Annotated in this window: 23 protein-coding genes; 7 read left to right on the top strand and 16 right to left on the bottom strand. The window is 66.5% G+C overall.

Annotated elements, in window-relative coordinates:
- Nucleotides 1-2: 2 nt before the first annotated feature.
- The 10 genes from ACLB1G_RS03045 to fliE all read right to left on the bottom strand — a co-directional run bounded on the left by ACLB1G_RS03045 (nt 3) and on the right by fliE (nt 9,779).
- Entirely contained in the window at nt 3-1,883 is a 1,881-nt protein-coding gene (locus tag ACLB1G_RS03045; protein ID WP_491625706.1) for a flagellar hook-length control protein FliK, read from the bottom strand.
- Nucleotides 1,880-2,197 (bottom strand): hypothetical protein, encoded by a 318-nt coding sequence (locus tag ACLB1G_RS03040; RefSeq protein ID WP_491625705.1) that lies wholly within the window; start codon nt 2,195-2,197, stop codon nt 1,880-1,882. Before ACLB1G_RS03040 ends, ACLB1G_RS03045 begins: the two co-directional genes overlap by 4 nt.
- A complete protein-coding gene (fliS, locus tag ACLB1G_RS03035; RefSeq protein WP_491625704.1) occupies nt 2,190-2,579 on the bottom strand; it encodes a flagellar export chaperone FliS in 390 nt (129 codons plus the stop codon). Before fliS ends, ACLB1G_RS03040 begins: the two co-directional genes overlap by 8 nt.
- Before the next feature lie 46 nt (nt 2,580-2,625).
- The gene (gene fliD, locus ACLB1G_RS03030) at nt 2,626-4,023 is read right to left on the bottom strand and encodes a flagellar filament capping protein FliD (RefSeq protein WP_491625703.1); all 1,398 of its coding nucleotides are present in this window, start codon (nt 4,021-4,023) and stop codon (nt 2,626-2,628) included.
- 121 nt (nt 4,024-4,144) lie between these two features.
- Nucleotides 4,145-4,576, bottom strand: coding sequence for a flagellar FliJ family protein (locus ACLB1G_RS03025; RefSeq protein ID WP_491625702.1), 432 nt, complete (start codon nt 4,574-4,576; stop codon nt 4,145-4,147).
- Nucleotides 4,573-5,883, bottom strand: a complete 1,311-nt coding sequence (fliI, locus tag ACLB1G_RS03020; RefSeq protein WP_491625701.1) for a flagellar protein export ATPase FliI — start codon at nt 5,881-5,883, stop codon at nt 4,573-4,575. The genes ACLB1G_RS03025 and fliI overlap by 4 nt, the downstream gene beginning before the upstream one ends.
- The gene (gene fliH, locus ACLB1G_RS03015) at nt 5,880-6,584 is read right to left on the bottom strand and encodes a flagellar assembly protein FliH (protein ID WP_491625700.1); all 705 of its coding nucleotides are present in this window, start codon (nt 6,582-6,584) and stop codon (nt 5,880-5,882) included. The genes fliI and fliH overlap by 4 nt, the downstream gene beginning before the upstream one ends.
- On the bottom strand, nt 6,581-7,609 hold the full coding sequence (locus ACLB1G_RS03010; protein WP_491625699.1) for a flagellar motor switch protein FliG: 1,029 nt from the start codon (nt 7,607-7,609) through the stop codon (nt 6,581-6,583). The genes fliH and ACLB1G_RS03010 overlap by 4 nt, the downstream gene beginning before the upstream one ends.
- Nucleotides 7,593-9,341 (bottom strand): flagellar basal-body MS-ring/collar protein FliF, encoded by a 1,749-nt coding sequence (fliF, locus tag ACLB1G_RS03005; protein WP_491625777.1) that lies wholly within the window; start codon nt 9,339-9,341, stop codon nt 7,593-7,595. The genes ACLB1G_RS03010 and fliF overlap by 17 nt, the downstream gene beginning before the upstream one ends.
- Nucleotides 9,342-9,440: 99 nt before the next feature.
- Complete coding sequence (fliE, locus tag ACLB1G_RS03000; RefSeq protein WP_491625698.1) at nt 9,441-9,779, bottom strand: flagellar hook-basal body complex protein FliE; 339 nt, start codon at nt 9,777-9,779, stop codon at nt 9,441-9,443.
- A 670-nt stretch (nt 9,780-10,449) separates the two neighbouring features.
- Here fliE and ACLB1G_RS02995 point away from each other — a divergent pair.
- From ACLB1G_RS02995 to ACLB1G_RS02965, 7 genes are read left to right on the top strand one after another with little or no spacing between them, the layout of a single operon-like run.
- Nucleotides 10,450-11,328 carry a FliM/FliN family flagellar motor switch protein gene (locus tag ACLB1G_RS02995; protein WP_491625697.1) on the top strand — a complete coding sequence of 293 codons (879 nt, stop codon included), beginning with the start codon at nt 10,450-10,452 and terminating at the stop codon, nt 11,326-11,328.
- Between the two features lie 4 nt (nt 11,329-11,332).
- Nucleotides 11,333-11,704 carry a FliM/FliN family flagellar motor switch protein gene (locus ACLB1G_RS02990; protein ID WP_491625776.1) on the top strand — a complete coding sequence of 124 codons (372 nt, stop codon included), beginning with the start codon at nt 11,333-11,335 and terminating at the stop codon, nt 11,702-11,704.
- Between the two features lie 8 nt (nt 11,705-11,712).
- Nucleotides 11,713-12,507: a flagellar type III secretion system pore protein FliP gene (gene fliP, locus ACLB1G_RS02985; RefSeq protein ID WP_491625775.1), complete on the top strand. Its 795-nt coding sequence runs from the start codon at nt 11,713-11,715 to the stop codon at nt 12,505-12,507.
- A 12-nt stretch (nt 12,508-12,519) separates the two neighbouring features.
- Nucleotides 12,520-12,792, top strand: coding sequence for a flagellar biosynthesis protein FliQ (fliQ, locus tag ACLB1G_RS02980; protein ID WP_491625696.1), 273 nt, complete (start codon nt 12,520-12,522; stop codon nt 12,790-12,792).
- Between the two features lie 9 nt (nt 12,793-12,801).
- The gene (locus ACLB1G_RS02975; RefSeq protein WP_491625695.1) at nt 12,802-13,584 is read left to right on the top strand and encodes a flagellar biosynthetic protein FliR; all 783 of its coding nucleotides are present in this window, start codon (nt 12,802-12,804) and stop codon (nt 13,582-13,584) included.
- Nucleotides 13,577-14,713 carry an EscU/YscU/HrcU family type III secretion system export apparatus switch protein gene (locus tag ACLB1G_RS02970; RefSeq protein ID WP_491625694.1) on the top strand — a complete coding sequence of 379 codons (1,137 nt, stop codon included), beginning with the start codon at nt 13,577-13,579 and terminating at the stop codon, nt 14,711-14,713. Before ACLB1G_RS02975 ends, ACLB1G_RS02970 begins: the two co-directional genes overlap by 8 nt.
- The gene (locus ACLB1G_RS02965) at nt 14,710-16,797 is read left to right on the top strand and encodes a flagellar biosynthesis protein FlhA (protein WP_491625693.1); all 2,088 of its coding nucleotides are present in this window, start codon (nt 14,710-14,712) and stop codon (nt 16,795-16,797) included. The genes ACLB1G_RS02970 and ACLB1G_RS02965 overlap by 4 nt, the downstream gene beginning before the upstream one ends.
- A gap of 160 nt (nt 16,798-16,957) precedes the next feature.
- Here the strand turns inward: ACLB1G_RS02965 and fliK are convergent, their stop codons facing one another.
- The 6 genes from fliK to ACLB1G_RS02935 form a co-directional block, all read right to left on the bottom strand.
- On the bottom strand, nt 16,958-17,893 hold the full coding sequence (gene fliK / locus ACLB1G_RS02960; RefSeq protein WP_491625692.1) for a flagellar hook-length control protein FliK: 936 nt from the start codon (nt 17,891-17,893) through the stop codon (nt 16,958-16,960).
- A 104-nt stretch (nt 17,894-17,997) separates the two neighbouring features.
- Entirely contained in the window at nt 17,998-18,855 is an 858-nt protein-coding gene (locus ACLB1G_RS02955; protein ID WP_491625691.1) for a flagellin N-terminal helical domain-containing protein, read from the bottom strand.
- A 133-nt stretch (nt 18,856-18,988) separates the two neighbouring features.
- Nucleotides 18,989-19,747: a class I SAM-dependent methyltransferase gene (locus ACLB1G_RS02950; protein ID WP_491625690.1), complete on the bottom strand. Its 759-nt coding sequence runs from the start codon at nt 19,745-19,747 to the stop codon at nt 18,989-18,991.
- Entirely contained in the window at nt 19,744-20,856 is a 1,113-nt protein-coding gene (locus ACLB1G_RS02945) for a hypothetical protein (protein ID WP_491625689.1), read from the bottom strand. Before ACLB1G_RS02945 ends, ACLB1G_RS02950 begins: the two co-directional genes overlap by 4 nt.
- Before the next feature lie 13 nt (nt 20,857-20,869).
- Nucleotides 20,870-22,045 (bottom strand): DegT/DnrJ/EryC1/StrS family aminotransferase, encoded by a 1,176-nt coding sequence (locus ACLB1G_RS02940; RefSeq protein ID WP_491625688.1) that lies wholly within the window; start codon nt 22,043-22,045, stop codon nt 20,870-20,872.
- Nucleotides 22,042-25,347 (bottom strand): tetratricopeptide repeat protein, encoded by a 3,306-nt coding sequence (locus ACLB1G_RS02935; protein WP_491625687.1) that lies wholly within the window; start codon nt 25,345-25,347, stop codon nt 22,042-22,044. The genes ACLB1G_RS02940 and ACLB1G_RS02935 overlap by 4 nt, the downstream gene beginning before the upstream one ends.
- Nucleotides 25,348-25,444 lie beyond the last annotated feature (97 nt).

Below are 25,444 nucleotides of genomic sequence, written 5' to 3'. Positions count from 1 at the left end.
CATTACTCCCCGGTCATGGCAAAAGTGGCGCTGCTGTCGTCCCCGGACAGGGCGCGGCTGGGCGCGCGCTGCTGGTCCTGGTCGCGCTGCTGGCGGTTGCCCTGGCCGCCGCCGTCCTGGGACTGGGCCTGGGCGCGCGCGGCGGTCACGGTGACGGCCACTTCGGTATTGCTCTGGCGCTGGGACAGGTCCTGGCGCACCTGGTCGCCGATGGAGTTCAGCTGGCGCAGCACTTCGCTGTTGGAGGCCGAGATATTCACCTGCAGGCTGCCAGCTGTGTGGCGGATGGCGATTTCCACGCTGCCAAGATTGGGTGGTTCCAGCCGTATCACGGCCTGGTTGTCATTGCGCGCCAGCTGCAGCTGCAGGCGGTCGCCCAGGGCCTCGCGCAGCGGCTGCTGCCATTGCTGCGCGCTGCCTTCCAGCTTGAGGGGGGCGGCCTGGACCGGCTGGGCGGCGCTGCCGGACGCCACGGCCGCGTAGCTGCCGCTGAGGCTGGCGCCCAGCGTCACGCTGGCGTTCTTCGCGCCGCCTTCGTCGGTGGCGGCGGCCACCGTGGCGCTCCCGGCGGCCGTGCTGGCAGCGCTGGCGCTGTCGGCCACGGTAGTGCGTACGGCTTGCTGTGCCGTTGCGACAGGAACGGGCGCCGGTGGCACCGAGGACAGCAGGCTGGCGCCGGCCACAGGGGCCGGGGTGGCTACCGGCGCCGGACTGGGGGCGGCGTCCTCGCTGGCGGCGCCGCTGCGGGCCGGCACGGCGTTGCTCATGCGCAGGGCGGCCATGGCGGCCTGGCTGGTAGCGCTGGCGCCGCTGCTGGCCTGCGCGGCGGTTGCCATGGCGGCTGCCTGGCGCACCGCAGCGTCCCCCTGGCTTGCGGTAGCCGGTACCGTGTTGGCAGCGGAGCCGGGCAGGGGCGCCGGGGCCGGGGACGTGACCGGGGACGTGACCGGGACCGGCGCCGGGCTGGTGGCGGGCGCGGGCGCGTACAGCGCGCTGGCCTGGCTGGCGGTGTTACGGAAAGTATCGGCGGCGGACGCAGCCAGCGGCGCTGGGCTGGCGCCGGCTGCCACAGTCGCGCCTGCGGAATTGGCGTCTGCCACAATGCCGCCCGCCGTAGGGGCGCCTGCCGCAGGGGCGCCTGCCGCAGGGACGCCTGCCGCAGTGGCGGAGCGCAGAGCGGGCGCGGCTGCCGGGGCAGGGGGGGCCGTCTGCGCGGCGCTGCTGTCCGCCAGTTCGGCGGGGGCGGGCAGCGGTACCGCCGCCGGCATGGGCGCCGGCAGCGGCGCCGTGGCCGCCGGCACGACGGCGGCCGCAACGGCGCTGTCTGCCCGGATGGGGGCGCCCAATGCCGCGCTGGCCGCGCTCAGGCGTATCGGGGCACTGGTGTTCACCGTGACGCCCACCGCTTCGACCTTCGCGTTGGCGGCGTCCTCTGCCGTGGCGCCGGACTGGCCGGCTGCCGCCAGCGGCGCGGCCAGCGGCACTGGCAGCACCGCCGCCAGCAGGTTGGCCGCCATGCCCGGCAGGCCGGGAGCGCTATCGACGGAAGCGGCGCTGTCGGCCGGTTTGGTACTGTCGGCGCTGTCGGCCGGCTGGGCAATGTCGTCCTCGGTCGTGGCGAGCTGCAGCAGCTGGCCGAACGGCAGCACGGGCGCGGCCTGTACCGGGACGCCTTGGGTGCCGGGCTCCGGCAGTGCCTGGGCTGCGGCGTCCTTGGCCTGGGCGCCGGCGGGAACGCCCGGCGCTGCATTGCCGGGCTGGGGTGCGGGCGCGGCGGCAGCCGGGGCCGTAGCCGCCTGGGCAGCCGGCGCCACCGACGTGAAATCGGTGGCCTCGGCCTTGGCGGCCTTGTGGCCGGTGCTGCTGGATAGTGTCATGGTCATACGTGTGATCCGGTGTCGGCAAATTCATTGTCGAGGGCATACGCCATCCAGCCCTCCTTGTTGTCGCGCATGCCGCGCAGCCGGCTTTCCAGCTCGGCGGCAACGGCAGCGCAACGCGTGCGCGCCTGCTCATGGGTCTCGCGCAGATTGCGCAGCGCGGCCCGCTCGGCCGGACTCCATGCGCCGGCGGCCGCCATCTGCGGCAGGGCCGAGGCCATCATGGTGTTGATGGCGGCCAGGGCTTGCCAGTCGTCGGCGGCCAGTGCGGCGTGCATGCGTTGCGTAATCTGCAGCAAGGTGCGTTGTCTATCCATGCTTGGCCTGTACGCTCAGCCAGCCTTTCTTGATGGTGCTCATCAGGGCGCATACCTCGTCGATGATGGCGGGATCAAGATTGATGCCGGCCGTGTACAAACGGCTGATGCAATACTCGTACAGGCGGGCCAGGTTGCCCACCACTTCGCCGCCGCGCTCCAGGTCGAGGGCGCTGGACAGGCCGTGCAGGATGTCGGTGCATTTGTTCAGGCTGTTGGCCTTTTGCTCGTAGCGCTTGCCGACGATGTGGCCGCGCGCACGCGCCAGCTCTTCCAGCAGGCCGTCGGTCAGCACCAGGACCAGCTCGACCGGTGATGCGCGCGCGGTCTGGGCGTCGAGGTTGGTAGCGTGGTAGCTGCTGTAAGCTTCCATATTCATCATGGCATTCACCGTACTTTAAAGTGGTTGGGGCCGGGGCCCCGGTGGATCAGGAACTGCTGGACGAGAACAGCGCCGTGAACAGGTTCGAATTGGTGGTCATGGTCGACTGCAGGGTCTGCAAGGTCGTGAACTGGGTCAGGTAGCGCTTGTAGGCGCTGTCGTACTGCACCTGCAGGGCGTCCTGGCGCGTCGAGATGTCGGCCTGGCGCTTGGTCACGGCCGCCTGGCGCACCGAGATCTGGCCCTTGGTGCTGCTGGTCCACTGGTCCAGCAGGGTGTCCAGGCTGCCAGCCACGCCGCTGCTGGTGGTGGTGGTGGCCATGCCGAAGATGGTGTCCAGTCCGGTCGGGTTGGCGGCGATGGCCTTGGTCAGGCGGTCGGCCTTCAGTTCCAGGGTGCCGTCGCGCTGGGCCGTAATGCCGTAGTTGACCAGGCTCTGGCCGCCCACGGCCGTGCGCAGCGCGCCCTGCAGGCGGTTCATCAGGGACGTCACGCCGGCGTCGGCCGCCAGCGGGCCGGACGCCGTGGTGGCGTCGCCCGACTTGGTCAGGGTCTTCAATTGCTTGATCATGGCGTTGTAGGCATCCACGAACTTTTGCACGTTGCTGGTGGTCGTGGTGGTGTCGCGCGCCACGGTCAGCACCACGTCGGCGTCGCTGGCGGCCTGCGCCTTGGTGGCGGTGAAGCTGACATTGTCGATCACGTTGAAGGTGTTGGACGCCTGTTCCACCCGGGTACCGGTGCTCTGGCCGCCGACCCACACGACGGCGTTGGCGGCGGCCGTCACCACGGTCTTGTTGGCATCGTCCAGGTCGGACTTAAGGTCGGCGTCGCCCAGGGCCGAGGTATCGATCCCGGTGACGGCGTTGTCGGCCCCGGTCTGGGCCGAGGTCAGCACCAGCTTGCTGACGCCGTTGATGGTCATGGTCGAGGCCGTGACGCGCGACTTGTTCTCTGCCGCCACGTTGATGGCGGCCGCGATTTCCTTGGCCGACAGCTTGCCGTCCTTGTTGGAGTCGGCGTTGGACAGGTCGACCTGGAAGTCGCTGCCGTCGGCCAGGGTCACGCTCAGGCTGCCCGAGCTGGCGGCCACGCTGTCGCGCACGTTGTAGGACACCTGGCCGGCCGTGGCCAGCTGCGATACATAAAAGGAGTAGCTGCCCGGCACCGCCTTGGCCCCGGCCGTGGCGGTGGCCACCGCCGTGTTGCTCACCGTGGCCGAACTGGCGCTCAGCGAAGCGGTGCTGGACGACAGGCTGGCCAGCGCGGTCTGAAAAGTGTTCAGCGCCGAGCTGAGCGTGTTCAGCGCGCTGGCAGTGGCCGTCGCCGCGCTGGCCTGGCTGGCCAGCACGCTCTTGTTGCCCGCCACGTACTTGGTGGCCAAGGTCGTGGCCGTGTTGATCGGGTCATAAGTCGGGGCGGTGATAACGGAAGAGGAAGCCATGATATTTTACTCCAGGGAAATATGGATGGTGTACCTAAACAGTAAGGCGACCAAAATCATTTCCACATGAAAATATAACCCAGCTTTTTTGTTGCCGGGTGGATTCACAGGAGAAATGCGCTTATTTTTGACTGCGCAACCACAGCTGTGTGGCCAAATCGTCCTGCTGCTTGCGCTCGCGCGCATTTTGCTGCTGCAACAGGGCGCGCTGCTGCTTGTCCAGCACCCGGTCCAGGACCTCGCGCTTGACCCAGGCCGCGTTCAGGGCCTGCTGTGACACTGCCATGTCGGCCTCGTGCATGTGCAGGTCGAGCCGGTGGTTGTCGGCCATGCGCATCACGGCCTGCTTGTAGTCACCGCAGTTGCTGGCCAGGGCGGGCGGCAGGTTGCCGCTGGCGCCGCTGGCCGTGCACAGGCGGTCCAGGCGCTCCAGGTTCTTCTGGTAGCGGTCGCGCAAGCTGGTCTTTTCCGCCATCTCGCTTTGCAGCCGTTCCACTTCCGTGGTGCGCAGGCTGACCAGGGTGGTCAGGTTGCGTATCTTTTGCTCGCTCATGTCATCAGCTTTTCAAGTTGGCTTACGCAGGGGGCATAGGGCGCCGCTTCCTTGGTGCCCTGGCAGAGAAACTCTTCGATGCGCGGGTGCAGCTGCACGGCGCGGTCGGTGACCGGGTCGGCCCCGGGCACATAGGCGCCCAGCGGGATCAGGTCGCGCACCCGGTCGTGGCGCGCCATCGAGGCCTTGAGCGCGCGCGCGGCCAGCATGTGCGGCTGGCTGATGACCTGGCTCATGCAGCGGCTGATGGAAGCGCCGATGTCGATGGCCGGGTAGTGGCCGCGCTCGGCCAGCTCGCGCGTCATGACGATGTGGCCGTCCAGGATGGCGCGCGCGGTGTCGACCACCGGGTCCTGCTGGTCGTCGCCCTCGGCCAGCACGGTATAGATGGCGCTCATGCTGCCCAGCGGATTCTCGCCGTTGCCGGCCGATTCGATCAGTTGCGGCAAGTTGGAAAACACCGAGGGCGGATAGCCCTTGGTGGCGGGCGGCTCGCCCAGGGCCAGCGCCACTTCGCGCAGCGCCATGGCGTAGCGGGTAAGCGAGTCGACCAGCAGCAACACATTTCTGCCCTGGTCGCGGTAGTGGGCCGCGATCGAATGGCACAGTTCGGTGGCCATGATGCGCATCAGCGGGCTTTCGTCGGCCGGAGCGATCACCAGCACCGCCTTGCGCAGGCCGTCCGGGCCGAGCGACATTTCGACGAATTCGCGCACCTCGCGCGAGCGCTCGCCGATCAGGCCGACCACCACCACGTCGGCCACGGTCTGGCGCGTGATCAGGCCCAGCAGCACCGACTTGCCGACCCCGGAGCCGGCCATCAGGCCCACGCGCTGGCCCTTGCCCAGGGTCAGCATGGCGTTGATGGCGCGCACCCCCACGTCCAGCGGTTCGGTGACGGGTTTCTTGCGCAGCGGATGGACGCGCGGCGGCTGCGCTTCCAGCGGGAAGTCGCCGCCCAGCTTGCCCAGTCCGTCGATGGGTTCGCCCAGGCCGTTGACCATGCGCCCCAGCCAGCCGGGGCCGATCTGCAGGCTGACCTTGTCCGGCTGCGGCAGCACGCGCGCGCCGGTGGTCAGGCCGATGGCTTTCTTGAACGGCATCAGGTAGGACACCTTGTCGCGGAAGCCCACCACCTGGGCGTCCAGCCATTCGCCCGACACTGTCTCAATCTGGCAACGCTGGCCGGTGTGCAGCGGGCAGCCGACCGCTTCCAGCAGCAGGCCGGAGGCGCCCACCAGGCGCCCGGTCGGCGTGGCCATGGGCACCGAGCCCAATTCCAGATTGCGCAGTGCGTCAGCGATCATTCTTCGGTATCCTGCTCATCGCCGCCATCGGCGGCCTGCAGTTGATTATCGACCTGTTCCATGACAGCCGCAAGACGTTGCACACAACCGGCGTCGACCTCGTTGTCGCCGGCCTTGATTCGGCATTCGCCGGCGTCCAGGCGGGCGTCCGGGATCAGGTTCCAGCGCTTGGCGCGTTTGGGATCGATCTCGCTGATGCGCTTCAATTCTTCCGGATTCAGGTAGACATCGATTTCTTCCCGGGTCGGCGGCATGGTGGCCAGGGTCTCGTCCACCAGGGCCATGATCTGCACCGGCTGCAGGGCCAGTTCGGCCCGTATCACCTGGCGCGCCACCTTGGCCACCAGGTCCACCACTTCCTTGCGCTGGGCGGCGCGGTAGTCGGCGCGCAGCTTTTTCAGGCTTTTCAGCATGGCGTCCACCGGTCGCGCCATCTGGTCGTAGGCCACCAGGGTTTCGTGGCGGCCTTCCTCGCGGCCCTGTTCCTGGCCGGCGGCGCGGCCGATCTCGAAGCCGTCCTCCTGGCCGCGCGACAGGCCGATCTCGTAGCCGTCGCGCTGGCCCTGTTCGAAGCCTTCGCTGACCGAGGCGGCCCACTGGGCGCCGCCGTCGCCCTGGCCGCCGGAGGCGGCGGCGCGCTGCTGCGCCACCGCCGTGAACTGGGCCAGGGGCGGGAAGCGGTAGGGGCGGAACTGCTTCATTCGACCACCGTTTCGGCGAACAGCTGGATCTCGACCTCGCCGGCGTCGGCCAGGGCCTTGACGGTGGCCATGATTTCCTGGCGCGTGGCCTCGATGCGCGACATCGGCACCGGACCGGCGCGCCGCATCATGTCCTCGAAAGCCTGGGCCTGGCGTTTCGGCATGGTCTTGAGCACGGCGTCGCGGATCGACACTTCGGCGCCCTTGAGGGCGATGGCCCACTGCTCCAGCGGCACGTCCTCCAGGATGCGGGTGATGGCCTGTTCGGTCTGCGAGCCGAGGATGAAGAAGTCGTACATGGACAGCTCGATCTTGGCCACCACGTCCGGATCGTGGGCGCGCAGCAGCTCCACCATCTGGGCCCGGTTGTTGGGCAGGCGGTTGAGGATCTCGGCGGCCTGGCGTATGCCCTCCACGCTGGTGCTCTGCATGTCGAAGGCGGCCAGGCAGCGTTCCACCAGCTGGTCCAGCTCCAGCAGCAGGTCGCGGTCGATCTCGTCCAGGCGCGCCAGGTTCAGGAGCACCAGGTCGCGGCCCTCGGTGGGCAGGGCGTCGATGATCTGGCCGGCCAGCGCGGCCGGCAGGAAGGCCAGGAACACGGCCTGCATCTGCACGTGTTCGTTGGAGATGTACTCGGCCAGCCACTTGGGCGAGGCCCATTGCAGGCGCGCCATCTTGGGCCGCAGCTCGTCGCCGTAAATGCTGTTGAGTACGGTATTCGCGATGTCGCCCCCCAGCGCCAGGTCCAGCGAGCGCTTCAGGTAGCTGCGCGAGGCGCCGTGCACCCCGGACTGCTGGCGGTAATCGTCGAAGAAGGTTTGCATGGCGTTCTTCACCGATTCGACCTTGATGCCGCTCATGCGCGACATCACCTGCGTCACTTCCAGCAATTCCTCGCGCGACAGGCAGCGCAGCACGGCCGCGGCCGGCTCCTCGCCTATGCTGAGCAGCACGATGGCTGCCTGCTCGACCGGCGACAGGGCGCCGTTGCCGGATTCCTCATCCATGTTATTTTGCTCGGCCATTTTTCTGCATCCATTGTTTGACGACTTCGGCGACGCGCTCGGGTTCCTTGGCGGCCAGGACTTTCAGGTGATCGACCATCACGTCCACGGCCGAGCCCGGGGGCGGCAAATCATAGTTTTCCAGCAGCGGCACCACCGTCATGCCGGGCTGGCCGGCGGCGCCGTCGGCGCCGGCCAGGGCCGGCGCACCGGCGGCGCCCGGGCCCGGCAGGCCGGGAGCTCCCGTGGCGGCGGCCAGGGCCGCCGGTGTCCCCGGCGCGGCGCCAGCAGCATGGGCGGCGGTGGCGGCCGCGCCAGCAGCGGTCTCGGCGGCGCGGCGCTCGGCCGCGATCCGCGCCGTCTCCGCCGTGTCGGGCGCGAAACGCACGGTCAGCAGGCGCAGCAGCGGGCGGAACAGCAGCAGATAGCCGAGCAGGGCGCCGACCGCGTACATCACGTAGGTGCTGATGTCGACCACGTTGTCGCGCTCCTGCCACCAGGGCACGACGGCGGCCTTGGGCGGGAAGTTCATGGCGGTCACCACCAGCTGGTCGCCGCGCTCGGCGTTGATGCCCAGGCCGTTGCGCAGGATCTTGTCGATGTTGGCGATCTCGGCGGCGGACCAGCCGGTCTTGGGCGTCGGTGCGGCGGCCTGGGCCAGCACCACGGCCACGCTCAGCTTCTGCAGGCGGCCGCGGCTGCGCTTGGTCTGGACGATGCTGCGGTCATAGGCGTACTGGCGGGTGGTGGCGTTCTTGCGGGCGGTGCCGTCGGCCGGATTGGCGCTGTCGCCGCCGGCGGCGGCGCCGGCCGCCGGGGTGGCCGGATTGGCGGCCGCCGGCGGACGGTTGGACAGGGTGCCGGGCACGCCCATCACCATGCGGTTGCGGTCCTGCTCCTCGCGCATGGCTTCGCTGGTGACTTTCGGATCGGCGCCGTATTTCTCCACCGTTTCCTCGACCTTGTCGTTGTCCACGTCGGCCGTCACGCTGAGGCGGAAGTTGTCCTCGCCGATGACCGGGCCCAGCAGGCTGCGCACATTGGATTTCACGTCATCCTGGATGCGTTTGCCGTTCTCGTTGCCGCCGCTGGAAGCGTCGAAGCCGTCCGCCAGGTCGACGTGGGCCGACAGCAGGTTGCCGGCCTGGTCCACCAGGCTGACCCGGGACGGGCTCAGGCTGGCGACGCTGCCGGCCACCATGTTGACGATGGCGGCGATGGTTTCCGGCTGCAGGGTGGCGCCCGGCTTGGTGGCGACCACTACCGAGGCCGAGGATTTCTCGCCGTCGGAGGACACGAAGGAGGTCGACTTGGCGATCGACAGATGCACGCGCGCGTGCGCGATGCTGTCCAGCGTCATGATGGACTGCGCCAGCTCGCCTTCCAGGCCGCGCCGGAAGCGCACGTCCTGTACGAACTGCGACACCCCCAGCGGATCGTTCTTGTCCATCAGCTCCAGGCCGGCCGGCAGCTGGGCCGTGACGCCCTTGGCCGCCAGCAGCATGCGTACCTTGCCCAGCATGGAGGAGGGCACCAGCACCTGGCCGCTTTCCGGATGAATGCGGTAGGGGATGTGCTCGGTGTCCAGCACCGTCATCATGTCGGCCGCCACCACTTTTTCGCGGGCGCCGAACACCGGTTTATAGCCGGACTGGTCGCTCCACAAATACATGAGGACCATGGCAGTGACGCCGATGGCCAGCAGCAGCATGGGGTACAGGGTTTTCAGCAGGTTGGGCGAGAGCGCAGGCATGCCGGAACCGGCGCGCCAGCGCCCGAAGGCGGACTTGAAGGTGTTGATCACGTTGGGTTGCTTTCGCAAAAAACAGGATGACGGCGCTGTAACGGCCGATTACAGCGGGAGTTTAATCAGTTCGTCGACCGCACCCATGACCTTGTTGCGCACTTGCATCAGCATGGAGAAGGACAAGCCGGCTTCCTGGCTGGCCAGCATGGCGCCGACCAGGTCGTCGCTCCTGCCGGCGTCCACGTCGGCCATCTTCTGGCCGGCCGCCGCGTCGTCGGCGTTGACCTTGCCGACGGCGTTCTGCATGGTCTGGGCAAACGAGAAGCCGGCCGGCTCGCCGCCGTACTGGGCGGCCGGGGCAATGGTCTGCTGGGCCAGGTTCTGGGCCGCGTTGGTCAGCGACGCCAGGTCGGCCTGGATCAGGGACGAAATTCCATTGCTCATCTTGCTACCTCCACTCTTGCACTAAAGTCACTGGGAAACCTGCGAATTCGACGGCCATGCCGCCATACGGCTACCTTAGCCAGATTGCCCGCCAGCAGCAAGCGTCACACGCCGCACTCCCGTCCGGCATGCGCTCATCCTGTCGGACAAGGCGAACAATTGTGTCAGACGATGCCTGACAAGCTTGGGGAGGCGTCAAACGCCGTCCTGAAACTAGCTGAACCGTTTTTACGGGGGTTTATCATGGATTCAATATAGATGCGCCGCACGCAGACAAGGTTACAACAACTGTTTTCCTGTGGAAAATACCGTTATAAATCATTCACTAAGCTCTATCAGCCAGGGGTTGTTGCGAAGCAGCGGAAGCCGTTTTTCAGGCTGGAGGAAGCTTACCGCTTAGCAATATCGCTGTAAAGGTTTATTTATGTAGGTGAATATTGTTAGATAGCAATTATGTGAAATTTCCTGTATGCTGCGCTACCGAGATCGTCTGACTTTGCGCTAGGATACCGGGAAGCGGCTAGAATAGCGGCCTGGACGCCGTGTAGCTGCGCCGTGACGCTGTTGTACGCAAACACCGTTGTAAGCAAGCACTAATCCATGCACCATTCGACCCGTGTCTGTGCGAAGATAACCGTTAGGCAACGATGTGTTGAGCCCTGACCACACCATGACAAGCAAACAACAGAACACGCCCCATCAAGTGCTCGACCCCAGCCTGCTGGGCCGTCCTGTGCACCTGCTGCACTTGTTCGCCGCGCAACTGCGCGAGGACCTGGCGCAGGCCATGCGCCTGAACGTCAACCGCCGCTACTGGGGCGGTTTCCAGGTCGAGGACGTGGCCTTCAGCCGGCTGGAGGGAGCGGAGCCGCGCACCCGCTGGCTCAGCTTTGCCGCGCCGGCCGGTCAGATCGCGTTCTCGATCGAGCGCAAGGTGCTGCTCAGCGTGCTTAATTACCGCTACGGGCGCAAGGCGGATGGCGCCGCCAGCGCCGTCATTGACGAGGACAAGATCAAGGTCACGGCCACCGAGGAGCGTCTCGCTGTGGCTTTGGGGCAACAGCTGGCCGCCACCCTGGCCGGCCGCATCGAACTCAATTTGCCGGACACCGACAAGCCGGCCGCGTCCGAGGAAGGGGCGCTGGCCGATGAATTCAAGCCGGCGCCCGGCTCCCATCCGCCCAAGGGCACCTGGGTCATCACGGTGACCGTGGCCGACCTCGGCAGCGGCGCCCCGGGCCGGTTCTGGTTCGCGCTCGACAAGCACCTGATGGGCAGCGTGCTGCGCGGCTTGCTGCGCGACCGCGACGCCGGCCGCAAGAGCAAGCCCTACGGCCCGCTGGCGCAGCGCCTGCAGGTCGGGCTGTCGGGCCGCCTGGTGAGCAAGGAAGTCACGCTGGGCAGCGTATTTGATTTGCAAGTAGGCGACATCATCCCGGTCAGCCTGCACAGGGCCGATGTCCTGCTGGAGGAGTCGCGCCTGTTCACGGCGGCCATCAGCGAGCACAAGGGCAAACTGTGTCTAACCTCTTTTGAAGATGTCGAATAAGATGATGAACATGAATGTAGCGAACTCAAGCGACGCCCTGCTGGACGACCTGGCCGATGACATGATCATCGAGCAGGCCGGCAGCGAAGTGTCGGTGGCGCCCGACACCCGTGCGCGGCGCGACCTGCCGGCCATGATGCGCAAGATCCCCGTCACTCTGACGCTGGAGGTCGGCTCGGCCCGCATTTCGCTGCAGGAATTGATGGCCATCGGCCCGGACAGCGTGGTCGAGCTGGACGTGCTGGCCGGCGAGCCGCTGGTGATCAAGGTTAACGGCACCGCCATCGGCCGCGCCGAGGTGGTGGTGGCGGGCGAGAACTACGGGCTCAAGGTGATCGACCTGGACGGCCTGAACCTGGACATGATGACTCCATGAATTGGAGCATGAACGGCCCGCGCCTGCGCCAGCCACGGCGCGGCGCGGGCGTCGCGGCGCCTGCGCTGCCGGCGCTGCTGCTGGGCGGCGGCCTGCTGCTGGGCTTGGCCATGGCCGCGCCGGCCCAGGCGGTCGACCTGCTGGCCAACGTGGTGCCGGGCGCCAAGACGGACTTGACGGTCAAGACCCAGATCCTGATCATCATGACCCTGCTGGGCTTGCTCCCGGTGATGGTCATGATGATGACCAGCTTTACCCGCTTCGTGATCGTGCTGTCGCTGCTGCGCCAGGCCCTGGGCCTGCAGCAGGGCCTGCCCAACCGCATCATCACCGGCGTGGCCCTGATCCTCACCCTGCTGGTGATGCGTCCCATCGGCGAGCAGGTATGGCGCGACGCCTTCGTGCCCTACGACCAGGACAAGATAGGCTTGCAGGAAGCCCTGGCCATCGCCGAAAAGCCCGTCTCGCGCTTCATGCTGGCCCAGACCAGCAAGGCGGCGCTGCAGCAGATCGCGCACCTGGCCGGCGAGGACAAGATCACCGAACCGTCCCAGCATGCCTTTACCGTCAAGCTGGCCGCCTTCGTGCTGTCCGAGCTGAAGACGGCTTTCCAGATCGGCTGCATGCTGTTCATTCCTTTCCTCGTGATCGACCTGGTGGTATCGTCGGTGCTGATGGCCATGGGCATGATGATGCTGTCGCCGCTGGTCATCTCGCTGCCCTTCAAGCTGCTGCTGTTCGTGCTGGTCGATGGCTGGACCCTGACCGTCAACACGCTCGTCACGAGCATACAGGCCTACTGAGCGGGATTGCCCATGCTGACTCCTGAAGTTGCCGTCGACCTGGTGGTCGAATCGCTGCACATGACCATGCTGCTGGTGGTGCTGCTGGTGGTGCCCGGCCTGATCGTCGGCCTGCTGGTGGCGCTGGTGCAGGCCGCCACCCAGATCAACGAGCAAACCCTGAGCTTTTTACCGCGTTTGCTGGTGACCCTGCTGGCCATCATCCTGATGGGGCGCTGGATGGCCGGCTACCTGATGGATTTCTGCGTCTCCATCTTCACCCGGGCCGCCACCCTGGTCGGCTAGCCGCGCGCAATGGAACCGGTCCTGGCCCAGTTGCTGCCCATGCTCAACGCCTTGTGGTGGCCCTTCGTGCGTGTGCTGGCGCTGCTGACGGCGGCCCCGGTGCTGGGCGAATCGGCCATGCCGGTGACGGTGCGCATCCTGCTGTCGGTGGTGCTGGCGGTGCTGATGCTGCCGCTGACCCAGGGCGCGGCCTACATCGACCCGTTTTCCCTGCATGCCGTGGTGGCCACGGTGGAGCAGGCCGTGATCGGCGGCGTGCTGGGCCTGGCCTTCCACTTCGCCATGTCGGTGGTGGGCGTGCTGGGCTTTGTCGTTTCTTCGCAGATGGGCTTGTCGCTGGCCGTGATGAACGACCCCATGAACGGACAATCGTCGGACGTCACCTCGGCCCTGCTGTCGGTGCTGTCCATCGTGGTGTTCTTCAGCATGGACGGCCACCTGGTGCTGGCCACCGTGCTCGGGCAAAGCTTCCAGGCCTGGCCGCTGGGCCATGGCTATGGCCCGCTGCTGCTGCAGACGGTGGCCTGGAACGTGGCCTGGATCTTCTCGGCCGCCATGCTGCTGGCCTTGCCGGTGGTGTTTTCCACCATCGTGGTGCAGCTGGGCTTTGGCTTCCTGAACCGGGTCGCGCCCAGCCTGAATTTATTTTCGCTGGGCTTTTCCGTGATCACCATGTTCGGCCTGCTGATGCTGGCCCAGATCGTGCGGTTCATCCCCGAGCACTATGTGCGCATGACCACCCAGGTGCTGGAGATGCTGCGCCAGCAGATGCAGGCGGCCGGCCATGGCTGAGGATACCGGCGATAAAACCGAGAAGGCGTCACAGCAGAAGCTGAAGAAGTCGCGCCAGGAAGGGCAGGTGGTGCGTTCGCGCGACCTGTCGACCGCGATCGGCATCCTGGTCAGCATCAAGCTGTTTGTCTACCTGCTGCCCAATTACCTGCAGGATTTCAGCGAAATCTTCCAGCAGAGCTTTGCCCCCTTCGACAGTCCCGGCGCGCTGGAAAACACCATGAGCACGGTGTTCGGCACCGCCATCTGGCTGCTGGTGAAAATGGTGGCGCCGCTGTTCGTGGTGCCGCTGTTCATCGTGATTGGCGCCATGGTGCCGGGCGGCTGGGTGATGAGCACCAAGCACTGGGAACCCAAGATGGAGCGCCTGTCGCCGATCAAGAATCTCGGCCGTTTATTCACCGGCAAGCACGGCTTCGAGCTGGCCGTTTCCGTCGGCAAGGCCGGGGTGCTGATCGCCGTGCTGATCCACGTGGCGCGCTCCACCACGGCCGACTACACCCAGCTGCAGCACATGTCCATGGGCACCGCCATTGTGGCCGGCACCAGCCTGATGATGAACGGCCTGATGGCCATGGTGGCCGTGTTCATCATGTTTGCCGTGATCGACGTGCCGGCCCAGGCCTATTTCTTTGCCAAGAACCAGCGCATGAGCAAGCAGGACATGAAGGAAGAGCACAAGAGCAACGAGGGTCGGCCCGAGGTCAAGAGCCGCATCCGCCAGCTGCAGCGCGCGCTGGCGCGGCGCAGCGCGCGCAAGACCGTGCCCACGGCCGACGTGGTGATCGTCAACCCCGAGCACTACGCGGTGGCGCTCAAGTACGACGCCAGCCGCGCCGAGGCGCCCTACGTGGTGGCCAAGGGCGTGGACGAGATGGCGCTCTACATCCGCCAGCTGGCCGGCGAGTTCAAGATCGACATCCTGCCGCTGCCGCCGCTGGCGCGCGCGATTTACAACACCAGCCAGGTCAACCAGCAGATCCCGGTGCAGCTGTACCAGGCCGTGTCCCAGGTGCTGAACTATGTGTTGCAGCTGAAGGCCTTCCGCACCGGCCGCCGTCCGCAGGAGCCGGCCTTCCCCAATGAAATCGTAGTCCCTTCTTCCCTGAGCGAGGTTGTACAGTCATGAATTTCCTGAACCGGATGATCGCTGAAATGCGGCGCCACAAGGTCGCCACGCCCGCATTCCTGCTGGCGATACTGGCGATGATCATCCTGCCGCTGCCGCCGGTGCTGCTGGACGTGATGTTCACGTTCAACATCGTGCTGGCCCTGATCGTGATCCTGGTGGCGGTGACGGCCAAGCGGCCGCTGGACTTCTCGGTGTTCCCCACCGTGATCCTGGCCACCACCATGTTGAGGCTGACACTGAACGTGGCCTCGACCCGGGTGGTGCTGTTGCACGGCCACGAGGGCACGGCGGCGGCCGGTCACGTGATCGAGGCTTTCGGCCTGGTGGTCATCGGCGGCAACTTCGTGGTCGGCATGGTGGTGTTCGTGATTTTGATGATCATTAACTTCGCGGTGGTGACCAAGGGCGCGGAACGTATTTCGGAAGTGTCGGCGCGCTTCACCCTGGACGCCTTGCCGGGCAAGCAGATGGCCATCGACGCCGACCTCAACGCCGGCCTGATCAACCAGGAAAAAGCCCAGCTGCGGCGCCAGGAAGTGGCGTCCGAGGCCGATTTCTACGGCGCCATGGACGGCGCCTCCAAGTTCGTGCGCGGCGACGCCGTGGCTTCCATCCTGATCCTGATCATCAACATGGTGGGCGGGGTGGCGATTGGCGCCATCATGCAGGACATGTCGTTTGGCGCCGCCTTCAAGCAGTACGCGCTGCTGACCATCGGTGACGGCCTGGTGGCGCAGATCCCGGCCCTGCTGCTGTCGGCGGCGGCGGCCATCCTGGTGACGCGCGTGTCGGACGCCGGCGACTTCGAGCAGCAGGTCGGCAGCCAGCTGTTGGCCTCGCCGCCGGTGCTGATGAGCGCGGCCGGGATGATGGTGATCCTGGCCCTGGTGCCGGGCATGCCGTGGCAGATGTTCATGCCGTTCGCGCTGGTGCTGGGCTATGTGGGCTGGCGCATGAGCCAGCGGGTGGCGCAGCCGGAGCCGGACAATCTGGCGGCGGTGGAGGCCGCCCTGCGCGAGGAGCGCGGCCCGGAGCTGGAATGGCAGACCCTGCCGGCGGTGCAGACCCTGCAGGTGGCGCTGGGCTACAAGCTGGTGGGCTTGATCGACAAGGCCCATGGCGAGCCGCTGACCAAGCGCGTCAAGGGCGTGCGCAAGAGCATATCGGAAGCCATGGGCCTGCTGCTGCCGCCCATCGTGGTGCGCGACGACCTGGCGCTCAAGCCCTCCCAGTACGCGGTGATGATCAGCGGCACCATCGTGGCCCAGGCCGAGGTGCATGCCGACCGCCTGATGGCGATCCCTTCGCCCAATGTGTATGGCCAGATCGACGGCATCCCCGGCGTGGAGCCGGCCTACGGCATGCCAGTGACCTGGATCGAGAGCGGCGAGAAGGCCCATGCGCTGGGCCTGGGCTACCAGGTGGTGGAGGCGCCCAGCGCCATTGCGACCCATTTGTCCAAGCTGATCCGCGAATATTTGCCGGAGCTGTTCCGGCACGAGGAAGTGCCGCACCTGATGGAGCGGCTGGCGGCGCTGTCGCCCAAGCTGGCCGCCACGCTGGACAAGACCCTGACCCACACCCAGATGTTGCGGGTGTTCCGCGTGCTGCTGGCGGAGAATGTGTCGCTCAAGGATATCGTACCGATTGCCATCACCCTGGTGGACAGCGCCGAGACCACCAAGGATCCCATCCTGCTGGCGGCCGAGGTGCGCTGCGCGCTGCGGCGCCAGATCGTGGCCGGGCTGTTCGGCCAGAAGACCGAGATGCAGGCCTTCAACCTGGGCGGCGACCTGGAGAACATGCTGCTCGGTTCGCTGAACCAGGCGCGCCAGGGCGGTAAGGTGGTGCTGGACAACTACCCGATCGACCCGCATTTGCTGTCGCAGCTGCAGGTCAACATGCCGGTGGCGCGCGAACAGATGAAGCAGCTGGCGACGCCGCCGCTGCTGCTGGTGCTGCCGCAACTGCGTCCGCTGCTGGCGCGCTACGCCCGCTTGTTCGCACCCGGACTGCACGTGCTGTCCTACAACGAGATCCCGGAAAACCGCGAGATCAGCATCATCGGCACCGTGGGTTAAGTGATGGGTGGGGTAGCCCGCCAGGGTCGGAGTCAAGGCTCGGGGTCAGGTCGGGCAAGTGACAGAAATACCCGACAAACGGTTCCGCGAGGAAAACTTTGGCACATTGCCCGACCTGACCCCGGTCTGGGTCGACCCCGGTTTGGGTCACGGGTTTGGGTCAGCCGACCAGGTAGTCGTCGTTGGCGGGCTGGGGCTGGGATAGCAGCACGGCCAGTTCGGCCATGGCCTTGAACAGGGGCTGCGGCAGGCTGGCGGCCTGCAGCTTGGTGGGGTAGGTGTAATCGGTGGCGGGATCGAGGTCGCGCCGCAGGCGGCAGCGCACCAGCGACAGGCCGCAGTCGGCCAGGGTGGCGCTCAGGCGCGGCAACAGCTCGCGCATGTGCTGCAGGGCCGAGGCCTGGCCGGCGCTGATTTCCAGTACCACGCCGGCGCCGGCCGGTTCCATCTGGATGATCACCCGGCCTATGCCGGGCAGCATCAGCTCGAGCCGCAGGCCGACCCGGGCTTTCTTGCGGCGGCTGCGTTCTTCCTCATCCTTGCGCACCACTACCTTGAGCACCAGCTGCTCGGCGCCCCAGGCGTAGACCGAGAAGCGCCATGGCTCCATTTGCGTCACCAGCGGGGTGGCGGGGCGGCCGTCGCGCAGGCCGGCAGAGGCCTGGTCGGTCATGAACAGGCTGGCCGGCATGTGGCGGCCATTGCCTTGCTCCAGCCAGGCGCTGCGGTACTCGCCGTAGGCGCGCACCATCACTTGCCAGGAGGCCGCCATCAGATTGCTGTCCGGCGCAGGCCACACCAGCTGGCGCGAAAACAGCTGGTTGGGCCGCATGGCGGCGCCATCGAGCGCTTCCGGCAGCTCGGCGGCGGCCGCCGCCAGCGCGGCCGCCATGGCTGGCGAGGGGCGGCCATCGTCGCCGTCCAGCAGCACATTGCCGATCCCGCCCGTGGTGGGCGCGGACGGCGCCAGCGGAAAATCGGCGGCGTCGCCCGCCGGCGCCTGGCCGGGCTGGGGCGTGTTCGGCCCCGGCAGCGGCTGCTGCCGTTCCAGCGCGCCCGGCGGGCGCGGCAGGGGTCCGATACGCTCCAATGCCATTGCCTGTTTCCTTTAGTGGCGTCCTCGACCTTAAAAAAAAAGCCAACCGGGGCCGGTTGGCTTCTGTGTGCCCGGCTGCAGCACAGCCCGGGACACGAAAAGCATTACTGCAGCAGGGACATGACCAGCGAGGACATGCTGTTGGTCTGTTTCAGCATTGCAGTACCGGCTTGCAGCAGCATCTGGCTGGAGGTCATGGAAGCCGATTCAGTTGCGAAGTCAGCGTCCATGATACGGCCACTTGCCGCTTCAGTGTTAGTGGAAATGTTGGACAGGTTGCTATTGATGTGATCCAGGCGGTTGATGGTGGCGCCCAGGGCCGAGTTCACCACGCCGACTTTGTCGATGGCGTCGGTCAGCAGCTTGATCGTGTTGTTGGCGTTGGTGGTGCTCAGTTCGCTAGCGCCGGTGCTGGCAGCCTTGTAGTTGGCGGAAGCAGAGGAAAGGGCCTTGGTCAGGTTGTCCAGCGATTTGCTGACGCTAACCTTCATGGTTTCACTGCTGCTGGCGCCGATCTGGAAGGTCATATCCTTCGACAGGGTGCCGCTGGTCAGCAGCGTGGTGCCGCCGAAAGTGGTGTTGTTCATCACGTTGGCCAGTTCCTGGCCCAGCGCGTTGAACTCAGCCTGCATCGCGTCCTGGTCGCTGTCGCTGGAGGAGGCGTCGGCGGCCTGGGTCGCCAGGTCTTTCATGCGCACCAGCATGTTGGTCACTTCGGTGAACGCGCCGGACGCGGTTTGCAGCATCGACGTGGCGTTCTGGGTGTTTTTCATGGCCACCGACATGCCGCTGGTCTGTGCCTTCAGGCGGGTGGCGATCTGCAGGCCGGCTGCGTCGTCCGATGCGCTGTTGATGCGGTAGCCGGTGCTCAGGCGGGTCATCGACGTCGACAGGTTGCTCTGAGTCTTGGCGATCGCGTTTTGTGCGGACAGAGCAGCGTTGTTGGTGTGAAGGCTCAGCATGTTGTTACTCCTGGTTGGGTGGATACTGTTCGGAGCATCGGTTTGTTCCTGCTCTCCCAAACACAAGGCGACAGGTCAGGAGTGCTTATTAAGTGCCGTGCAGAAATTTTTTAAAATTTTTTTCCGGCCGGCTTCAGGCGAGCGAGCGCAGCAGGAAAAACGGGCGGTTGAGAAATTCCCCCAGGCTATCGTCGCGGGCGATGTTGTTGTCATCCAGTTCATGGTAGGCAATGCCGCCCGGGCCACGTGCGGCAATACCGATGTGTTCCACGGTCCAGCGCCCGGCCGTGCCGGTGCGGATGAAATCGATCATCTCGGCCTTGGTGCCGCTGTCGAACAAGGGCAGATGGCGGTCGCCTTTCCAGTTGAAACCCAGCTGGAAGGCCATGCGGCGGCAGCGTCCGGCCAGGTGGTTGAGCGTGTCGAGCACGCTCTGGCGCGCTTTTTCGCGCGTCAGGGCCGGGTCGCCATAGTCGTCGCCGATGTGGTGCAGCACGTTCAGCAGCAGGCACAGGTCTATGTTTTCCGGAAAATCATGCTGGAAATCCAGGTAGCGGGCCTCGGTCCGCACCACCTCCTGCAGGCCCAGCGCGTGCGCCGCCACGGCCACGAACTCGGCGTGCGCCGGGTTGCCTTCGTAATACAAGACCTCGGCCGCGCCGGCGCTGGCGCACTCGAGCGTGAAAAAGCCGGTGTTGCCGCCCACGTCGGCCAGGCGCAGGCCGCGCACGTCCACCCGCGCCAGCAGGTAGTCCAGGCGGGCTTCCTCGTGGCGCGAGCTGATTGCCAGCTGTTCCTGCGGCAGCAGGGTGCGCAAGGGGCGGGCCAGCACCTGGTAGTTGCTATGTTTGCTATTCCGGCTATACAGTTCGGCCAAGGTCGGTGTGTTCATGGATTGCCCAGTTCGTGTCGGTAGAGCGGCATGCTGTCATCCCGCAGGAAAATATCGTGGCGGCTGATGGCGTGGAAGTGCCCGACCAGCTGCTCGGCGCTGTAGTGGTGGTAGCGCACGGCGCCGTGGCCGGCCAGCCCGCCCGACCAGAAATAGTATGGCGCAGTGCGGGGCCCGGCGGCCAAGGGCGGCGCCGGCGGCGCCAGGAAGCCGTAATCGCCCAGGAAGGAATCGAAGATGCCGGTCGGGTTGTCCACCACCAGCTGCATCGGTCCCCACAGGCGAGGATTGGCTTCTATCATGTAGCAGGCGCCTTCCGCGGTGCGCCGCACTTCTATCATGATGAGGCCGTGGAAGCCGGCGCCGGTCAGCAGGTCCAGATAGGGGCGGGCGTCGGCGCTGAGGTGGAAACGGTCGCTGCGCGCCAGGATCACCGAGCCGCCGTCAGGCTGCTGTATCAGGTTTTCCTGGGAAAACAGCACGGGCGCCCCCTGGCGCGGGATGTGGGCCAGCAGATACAGGCTGTGGCCCTCCACGTATTGCTGGTAGTAGAAATCGGACTCGTCCTCGTCGCGCTGGAAGCGCTCCAGCTGTTCCATACCATAGACCAGGTAGGGTTTCAGCTGGCGCGTGCCTATGCCCGCGTAGCTGCGCGGCTTGGCCACGAAGGGGAAGCGCGACGGCATGGCCTCGTACTCGGCCGGCACCGCGATGCCGGCCTGGCGGCACATCTGGCCGAAGCTGTATTTGTCCGACAAATGGCAGTACAGCGCCTCGTCCACCAGCGGCACCAGGTAGCCCGCATGTTCCAGCGCGGCGCGCTGGGCCAGCATGAAGCGGTTCAGGAATTCGGTGGACGGCAGCAGCAGCACCCTCTGGTAACCGTGGTGCTCCCGCAACAGCTCCATCCAGTACACGAACTGGTCCACTTCCAGCTGCCTGGCGTGGCGGGTCAGCAGCACGTCGGCGGCGTAATCTGTCAGGAAGATGGGGTCGGCGGCGTCGCGCGCCACCAGGTGGAAGGGGATGGCGCGCGCCCGCGCCCAGCGGCAGAAGGCCACCACGGCGCGGATGTTGTAGCCTGAAATGATCAGTATGCCTTGCGCCATTCCCGCCACTCCTTCAGCCCAGTTCGGCGATGCGGGTGCGCATGATCTGCACCACGGTGTTGATCATTTCCGTGTCCATGGTCTGGCCGGTGGGCAGGACGATCACGCGCGCCGCCACCACATTGGTGTGCGGCAGCACCAGGCCGGCGTGCGGGAACCAGCTGCGGTAGGGCTCCATGTTGTGGCAGCCGGGCCAGAAATAGCGGCGCGCGATCACGTTCTCGGCCTGCAGGGTGTCGACCAGCTGGTCGCGCGTGGCCGGGCAGTCCGGACCCACCTCCACCACCACGTACTGGTAATTGCTGCGCTCGCCCGAGTCGTGCGGCAAGAGGCGCACGCCGCGCACGTCGCGCAGCGCCTCGCGGTAGGCGTGGTAGTTGCGGCGGTTGGCTGCTATCACCTCATCGAGCGACTTGAGGTTGACCAGGCCCATGGCGGCGTTGATCTCCACCATCTTGCCGTTGGTGCCGGGATGGATCACGCGGTCGAATCCGGCAAAGCCGAAGTTGCGCATCAGGCGCATGGTGTGGGCCAGCTCGTCGTCGTTGGTGACCACGGCCCCGCCCTCGAAGGTGTTGAAGAACTTGGTGGCGTGGAAGCTCAGCACTTCGCAGGCGCCGAAGTTGCCTATCATGCGGCCCTGGTGCATGCAGGAGAAGGCGTGGGCGGCATCGAACATCAGCTTCAGGCCGTGCTGGTCGGCGATCTCCTGCAGCTCGCGCACGGGCGCGGCCCGGCCCCACAGGTGCACGCCGATGATGCCGCTGGTGCGCGGCGTGATCATGCGGCGCACGGCGTCCGGCGAAATCTGGTGCGTGACCGGATCGATGTCGGCAAACACCGGCGTGATCGATTGCCATTGCAGGGCGTGGGCCGTGGCGATGAAAGTGTAGGAGGGCACGATGACCTCGCCTTCCATGCCCAGCGCGCGGATGGCGATTTCCAGCGCTATGGTGCCGTTGCACATGGCCACGCAGTGCTTGACGCCCAGGTGGGCCTCGATCTCGCGCTCGAACTGCTGCACCAGCGGGCCGTTGTTACTGAGCCAGCGGCGGTCGAAGATATCGTTGGCGTACTGCAGGAAGGCGGCGCGGTCGCCCATGTTGGGGCGGCCCACGTGCAGCGATTCGGCGAAGGCGGGCGGTGCGCCGTGGATGGCCAGGTCTTGCGGTGTCTGTATGGTTTTCATGGTGCTGGTGGGGGCAGGATGTCTTCCAGGTCAACCCGTATCGGGCCGGGCGCGATCCCGGCGCACCAGCGCTGCCACATGATGCGGAAGGCGCGTTCGAGTCCGCCTGCGGCCACCTCGGGATGGCCGACCACCGAGGCGTTGAAGCGCTCGCGCAGGCTGATGCGCAGCGCTGCCAGCACCGGGATGTTATGCGACAGGAACACAGCGCGCTTGACGAACAAGTCCGGGTCTTCGGTGACGAAGGCGTCCAGTCCGAGGTGGGCCAGGTAGGACGCGCCGCCGTGGCTGGGGATGGTGGGGCCGCTCATGGTCAGGGTCGGCACCCCCATCCACAGCGCGTGCAGCAGGCTGGTGGCGCCGGTGTAGGGGAAGGGGTTGAGCGCGACGTCGACCCGGTTGTGCAGTTCGAGGTAGTCGCGCATGCCGCAGCGTGGCAGCAGGTCCAGCCGTTCGCGGGCGACGCCTGCCTCGTCGAACCAGCCCAGCAGGGCGTCGTAGGCGTGGCCCTCGCCCAAGCCCGCCAGCAGCATGCGGGCGTCGGGAAGCGCGCACAGCACCCTGGCCCACAGCTGCACCACTTCCCGGCTCAGCTTGTTGGCGCGGTTGAAGCTGCCGAAGGTCAGGTGGCCGTTCTTGAGCGCGGGCAGCGGATGGATGGGCGGCGCATAGGATTCGGGCAGGAATGGTGCGCTCAGTGGCAGGCGCACGATGTGTTCGGTAAACAGGTTGTCGTAGCGGCCTTCGGGCAGGCGCAGGGCGTCGCTCAGGTAGTAATCGACGCCCAGCAGGCCGGTGGTGCCGGGGTAGCCTAGCCAGCTGGCCTGGATCGGCGCCGGCCGGTGCGCGAACAGTGGCAGGCGGTTGGCGGCGGAATGGCCGGCCAGGTCGATCAGGATGTCGATGCCTTGCGCGCGCACCAAGTCTGCGGCCTCGGTGTCCGCCATGCCGGTAATGTTGTGCCATTGCGAAAAACTCTTGCGCAGGCGCACCGTGGCTGGATCCTCCAGGGTTTTGTTGTAGAAGGCGTGCAGTTCCAGCGAGGGCTCGCGCGCCAGCAGCACGGCGATCGGTTCGAAGAAGTTGGTCACTGCATGGTAGTTGAAGTCGCCGGAGACGAAGCCGATCCGCAGCACTTTGTCCGGATCGGCAGCATTTGCGTGCGCTGTCCAGTGCGGCCGCAGCGCGGCCTCGAAGCGGTCGCCGAAGCGGCAGTGTTCCTCGAACAGCTGGTTGGCGTCGGTGCTGGCGTGGCTGAGTACGAACAGCAGGTTGCTCAGCAGGAGGGGCGAACCGGGATCGGCGTCGACCGCAGCGCGACTGCTCTGCACCGCCTCGTCCAGCAAGCCCATGTCCAGCAGCAGGGGCACCATGCTGGTATGGGCAGCAGCGTAGTCAGGCTTGAGCGCCACGGCCTTGCGGAAACTGTCCAGCGCCGCCTGCGGCTGGCCCAGGGCACGGTAGCAATTGCCGAGGTCGAAATAGGCTTCCGCCGTGGGTGTGACCTGTTCCATGGTGAGCAGGCATTGTTCCAGCGCTTCCTGATTACGCTCCAGGGCGAGCAGCGAGGACACCAGGTTATGGCGCGCCGCATGCATATCTGGACGCTGCGCCAGTGCCTGCTCGGCGTGGCTGATAGCGGCCTCGTGCTGGCCGTCGCGCGTTAGCAGGGAGCTGATGTTGGCATGGGCCAGCACCAGGTCGGGATCGAGTTCCAGAGCGCGTAGCTGGGCAGCCATGGCTTCCTCGTGCCGGCCCATGCGGTCCAGGGCGACGCCCATGTTGGCGTAGCCATCAGCTGCATCGGGCGCCAGCTCCAGGCCCAGGCGGTACTCCAGCAGAGCCTGGTCGTATTGTGTCAGTTCCTGATGCATGATGGCCAGGTTGAAGCGGGCTTGTGCATGCTCCGGCGCCAGCCGCAGGACGTGGCGATAGCTCTCCGCTGCTGCTTGATACTGGCCCAGGCCGTGGAGGATGGCGCCTTGCAAGAAATAATGCTCGGGATGCCCGGGCGCAAGCGCGATGGCCTGTTCGCAATGCTCCAAGCTGCTGGCATACTCGCCGCGCTTGAACAGCAGATCTGCCAGTCCGTGATGCAGGACGGCGTCATCCGGCGTCAGGGCGAGCGCCAGCCGGTGTTGCTGTTCGGCTTCATCATTGCGCCCCAGCGCATGCAGCGCCAGCGCCAGGTTGGCGTGCAGGGCGTTCAGGCCGGGATCCAGCTCCAGGGCGCGCAGCTGGGCGTCGACGGCGCCGTCCAGGTCGCCCGCGCTCTGCAGGGTGGTGCCCAGGTTGGCCCAGGCTTCGCCCAGCTCCGGCAGCAGGTCCAGCACCTGGCGGTACAGCTGTAGCGCTTCGTCGTAACGGTGCTGGGCGCGCAGGGTGTCGGCCAGATAGGTCAGCAGTTGCGGATCGCCGGGCGCCAGCGCCAGCGCGGCGCGGTAGCTGGCGATGGCCTCGTCGTAGCGGCCCGCTTCGCGCAGGCTGTTGCCGAGGTTGAAGTGGGCCGCCAGGTGGGCCGGATCGGCGGCGATGGCGCGCCGGTAGCTTTCCTGGGCCTCGGCGCGGCGTCCCAGCGCATCCAGGGCCGACCCCAGGTTGCAATGGGCCGGCGCGTGGCGTGGCGCCAGTTCGATGGCGCGCAGGTAGCTGGCCAGCGAGTCCTGCACCCGGCCGGCGTTCTGCAGGGCGTCGCCCAGGTGGGTGTGGGCTTCGGCATCGTGCGGCGCCAGCTGGACCAGCCGCTGCAAGGCCTCCAGCGCATCCTTGCCCTGGCATTGCAGGGCGGTGCCGAGCACGCTCCAGCCAAAGGTCGATTCCGGATAGCGCGCCAGCAGGGCGCGCGTGGCCTGTTCCATGTCGGGATAGCGGCCGGCCTGGTACAGCTCGACGATATGGCGGGTCTCGCGTTCCGAGGGCTGCTGCGGCAGGGCGGCGCGGGCCTGCCGCAGCAGCTGCTCCACGCTGTCGCCCTGGTAGCCGCGCCCCTGCACATGTTCGGCAATGTCCAGCGCTTCATCGGGCTGGCCGGCCTGCAGCAGGCCGCGCGCCAGCGACAGCCAGAATTCGCCCTCGTCCGGAGCTTGCTGCACGGCGCGCCGCAATTCGGCCACGCCTTCCCGATGGCGCCCCAGCTGGCCCAGCAGCAGGCCGCGGTTATGCAGGGCCAGGGCGTGTTTGGGTTCGGCCGTGAGCACAGCCTCGTATTCCAGTTGCGCCTGGTCCAGCTGCCCGGCCTGATGATGGGAGATCGCCTGCGCCATGCGGGCATCGAGCGAGGAGGTGGAGTCGTGTGCGCTCATGGTGGAGAACGTTAATTAGGTCGGGCTAATTGTAACGCGCTATCCGCCACAGCGATAGAAGATTTCCCTAAAGCACCAGGGGCGTCCGCTGGACGCC

It is taken from the genome of Duganella kummerowiae (assembly GCF_053572355.1).
The sequence above is the reverse complement of the archived record's forward strand: the minus strand, read 5'-3'. Positions and strand labels throughout refer to the sequence as shown.

What these genes read in the sequence shown, in the direction of transcription:
- fliI (WP_491625701.1), bottom strand. Translation starts at nt 5,883, where the DNA reads ATGATCGCTGACGCACTGCGCAATCTGGAATTGGGCTCGGTGCCCATG.
- fliD (WP_491625703.1), bottom strand. Translation starts at nt 4,023, where the DNA reads ATGGCTTCCTCTTCCGTTATCACCGCCCCGACTTATGACCCGATCAAC.
- fliQ (WP_491625696.1), top strand. Translation starts at nt 12,520, where the DNA reads ATGCTGACTCCTGAAGTTGCCGTCGACCTGGTGGTCGAATCGCTGCAC.
- fliP (WP_491625775.1), top strand. Translation starts at nt 11,713, where the DNA reads ATGAACGGCCCGCGCCTGCGCCAGCCACGGCGCGGCGCGGGCGTCGCG.
- ACLB1G_RS02990 (WP_491625776.1), top strand. Translation starts at nt 11,333, where the DNA reads ATGAACATGAATGTAGCGAACTCAAGCGACGCCCTGCTGGACGACCTG.
- fliF (WP_491625777.1), bottom strand. Translation starts at nt 9,341, where the DNA reads ATGCCTGCGCTCTCGCCCAACCTGCTGAAAACCCTGTACCCCATGCTG.
- ACLB1G_RS03025 (WP_491625702.1), bottom strand. Translation starts at nt 4,576, where the DNA reads ATGAGCGAGCAAAAGATACGCAACCTGACCACCCTGGTCAGCCTGCGC.
- ACLB1G_RS02975 (WP_491625695.1), top strand. Translation starts at nt 12,802, where the DNA reads ATGGAACCGGTCCTGGCCCAGTTGCTGCCCATGCTCAACGCCTTGTGG.
- ACLB1G_RS03045 (WP_491625706.1), bottom strand. Translation starts at nt 1,883, where the DNA reads ATGACCATGACACTATCCAGCAGCACCGGCCACAAGGCCGCCAAGGCC.
- ACLB1G_RS02940 (WP_491625688.1), bottom strand. Translation starts at nt 22,045, where the DNA reads ATGAAAACCATACAGACACCGCAAGACCTGGCCATCCACGGCGCACCG.
- ACLB1G_RS02945 (WP_491625689.1), bottom strand. Translation starts at nt 20,856, where the DNA reads ATGGCGCAAGGCATACTGATCATTTCAGGCTACAACATCCGCGCCGTG.
- ACLB1G_RS03010 (WP_491625699.1), bottom strand. Translation starts at nt 7,609, where the DNA reads ATGGCCGAGCAAAATAACATGGATGAGGAATCCGGCAACGGCGCCCTG.
- fliH (WP_491625700.1), bottom strand. Translation starts at nt 6,584, where the DNA reads ATGAAGCAGTTCCGCCCCTACCGCTTCCCGCCCCTGGCCCAGTTCACG.
- fliK (WP_491625692.1), bottom strand. Translation starts at nt 17,893, where the DNA reads ATGGCATTGGAGCGTATCGGACCCCTGCCGCGCCCGCCGGGCGCGCTG.
- fliE (WP_491625698.1), bottom strand. Translation starts at nt 9,779, where the DNA reads ATGAGCAATGGAATTTCGTCCCTGATCCAGGCCGACCTGGCGTCGCTG.
- ACLB1G_RS03040 (WP_491625705.1), bottom strand. Translation starts at nt 2,197, where the DNA reads ATGGATAGACAACGCACCTTGCTGCAGATTACGCAACGCATGCACGCC.
- ACLB1G_RS02970 (WP_491625694.1), top strand. Translation starts at nt 13,577, where the DNA reads ATGGCTGAGGATACCGGCGATAAAACCGAGAAGGCGTCACAGCAGAAG.
- ACLB1G_RS02955 (WP_491625691.1), bottom strand. Translation starts at nt 18,855, where the DNA reads ATGCTGAGCCTTCACACCAACAACGCTGCTCTGTCCGCACAAAACGCG.
- fliS (WP_491625704.1), bottom strand. Translation starts at nt 2,579, where the DNA reads ATGATGAATATGGAAGCTTACAGCAGCTACCACGCTACCAACCTCGAC.
- ACLB1G_RS02995 (WP_491625697.1), top strand. Translation starts at nt 10,450, where the DNA reads ATGACAAGCAAACAACAGAACACGCCCCATCAAGTGCTCGACCCCAGC.
- ACLB1G_RS02935 (WP_491625687.1), bottom strand. Translation starts at nt 25,347, where the DNA reads ATGAGCGCACACGACTCCACCTCCTCGCTCGATGCCCGCATGGCGCAG.
- ACLB1G_RS02965 (WP_491625693.1), top strand. Translation starts at nt 14,710, where the DNA reads ATGAATTTCCTGAACCGGATGATCGCTGAAATGCGGCGCCACAAGGTC.
- ACLB1G_RS02950 (WP_491625690.1), bottom strand. Translation starts at nt 19,747, where the DNA reads ATGAACACACCGACCTTGGCCGAACTGTATAGCCGGAATAGCAAACAT.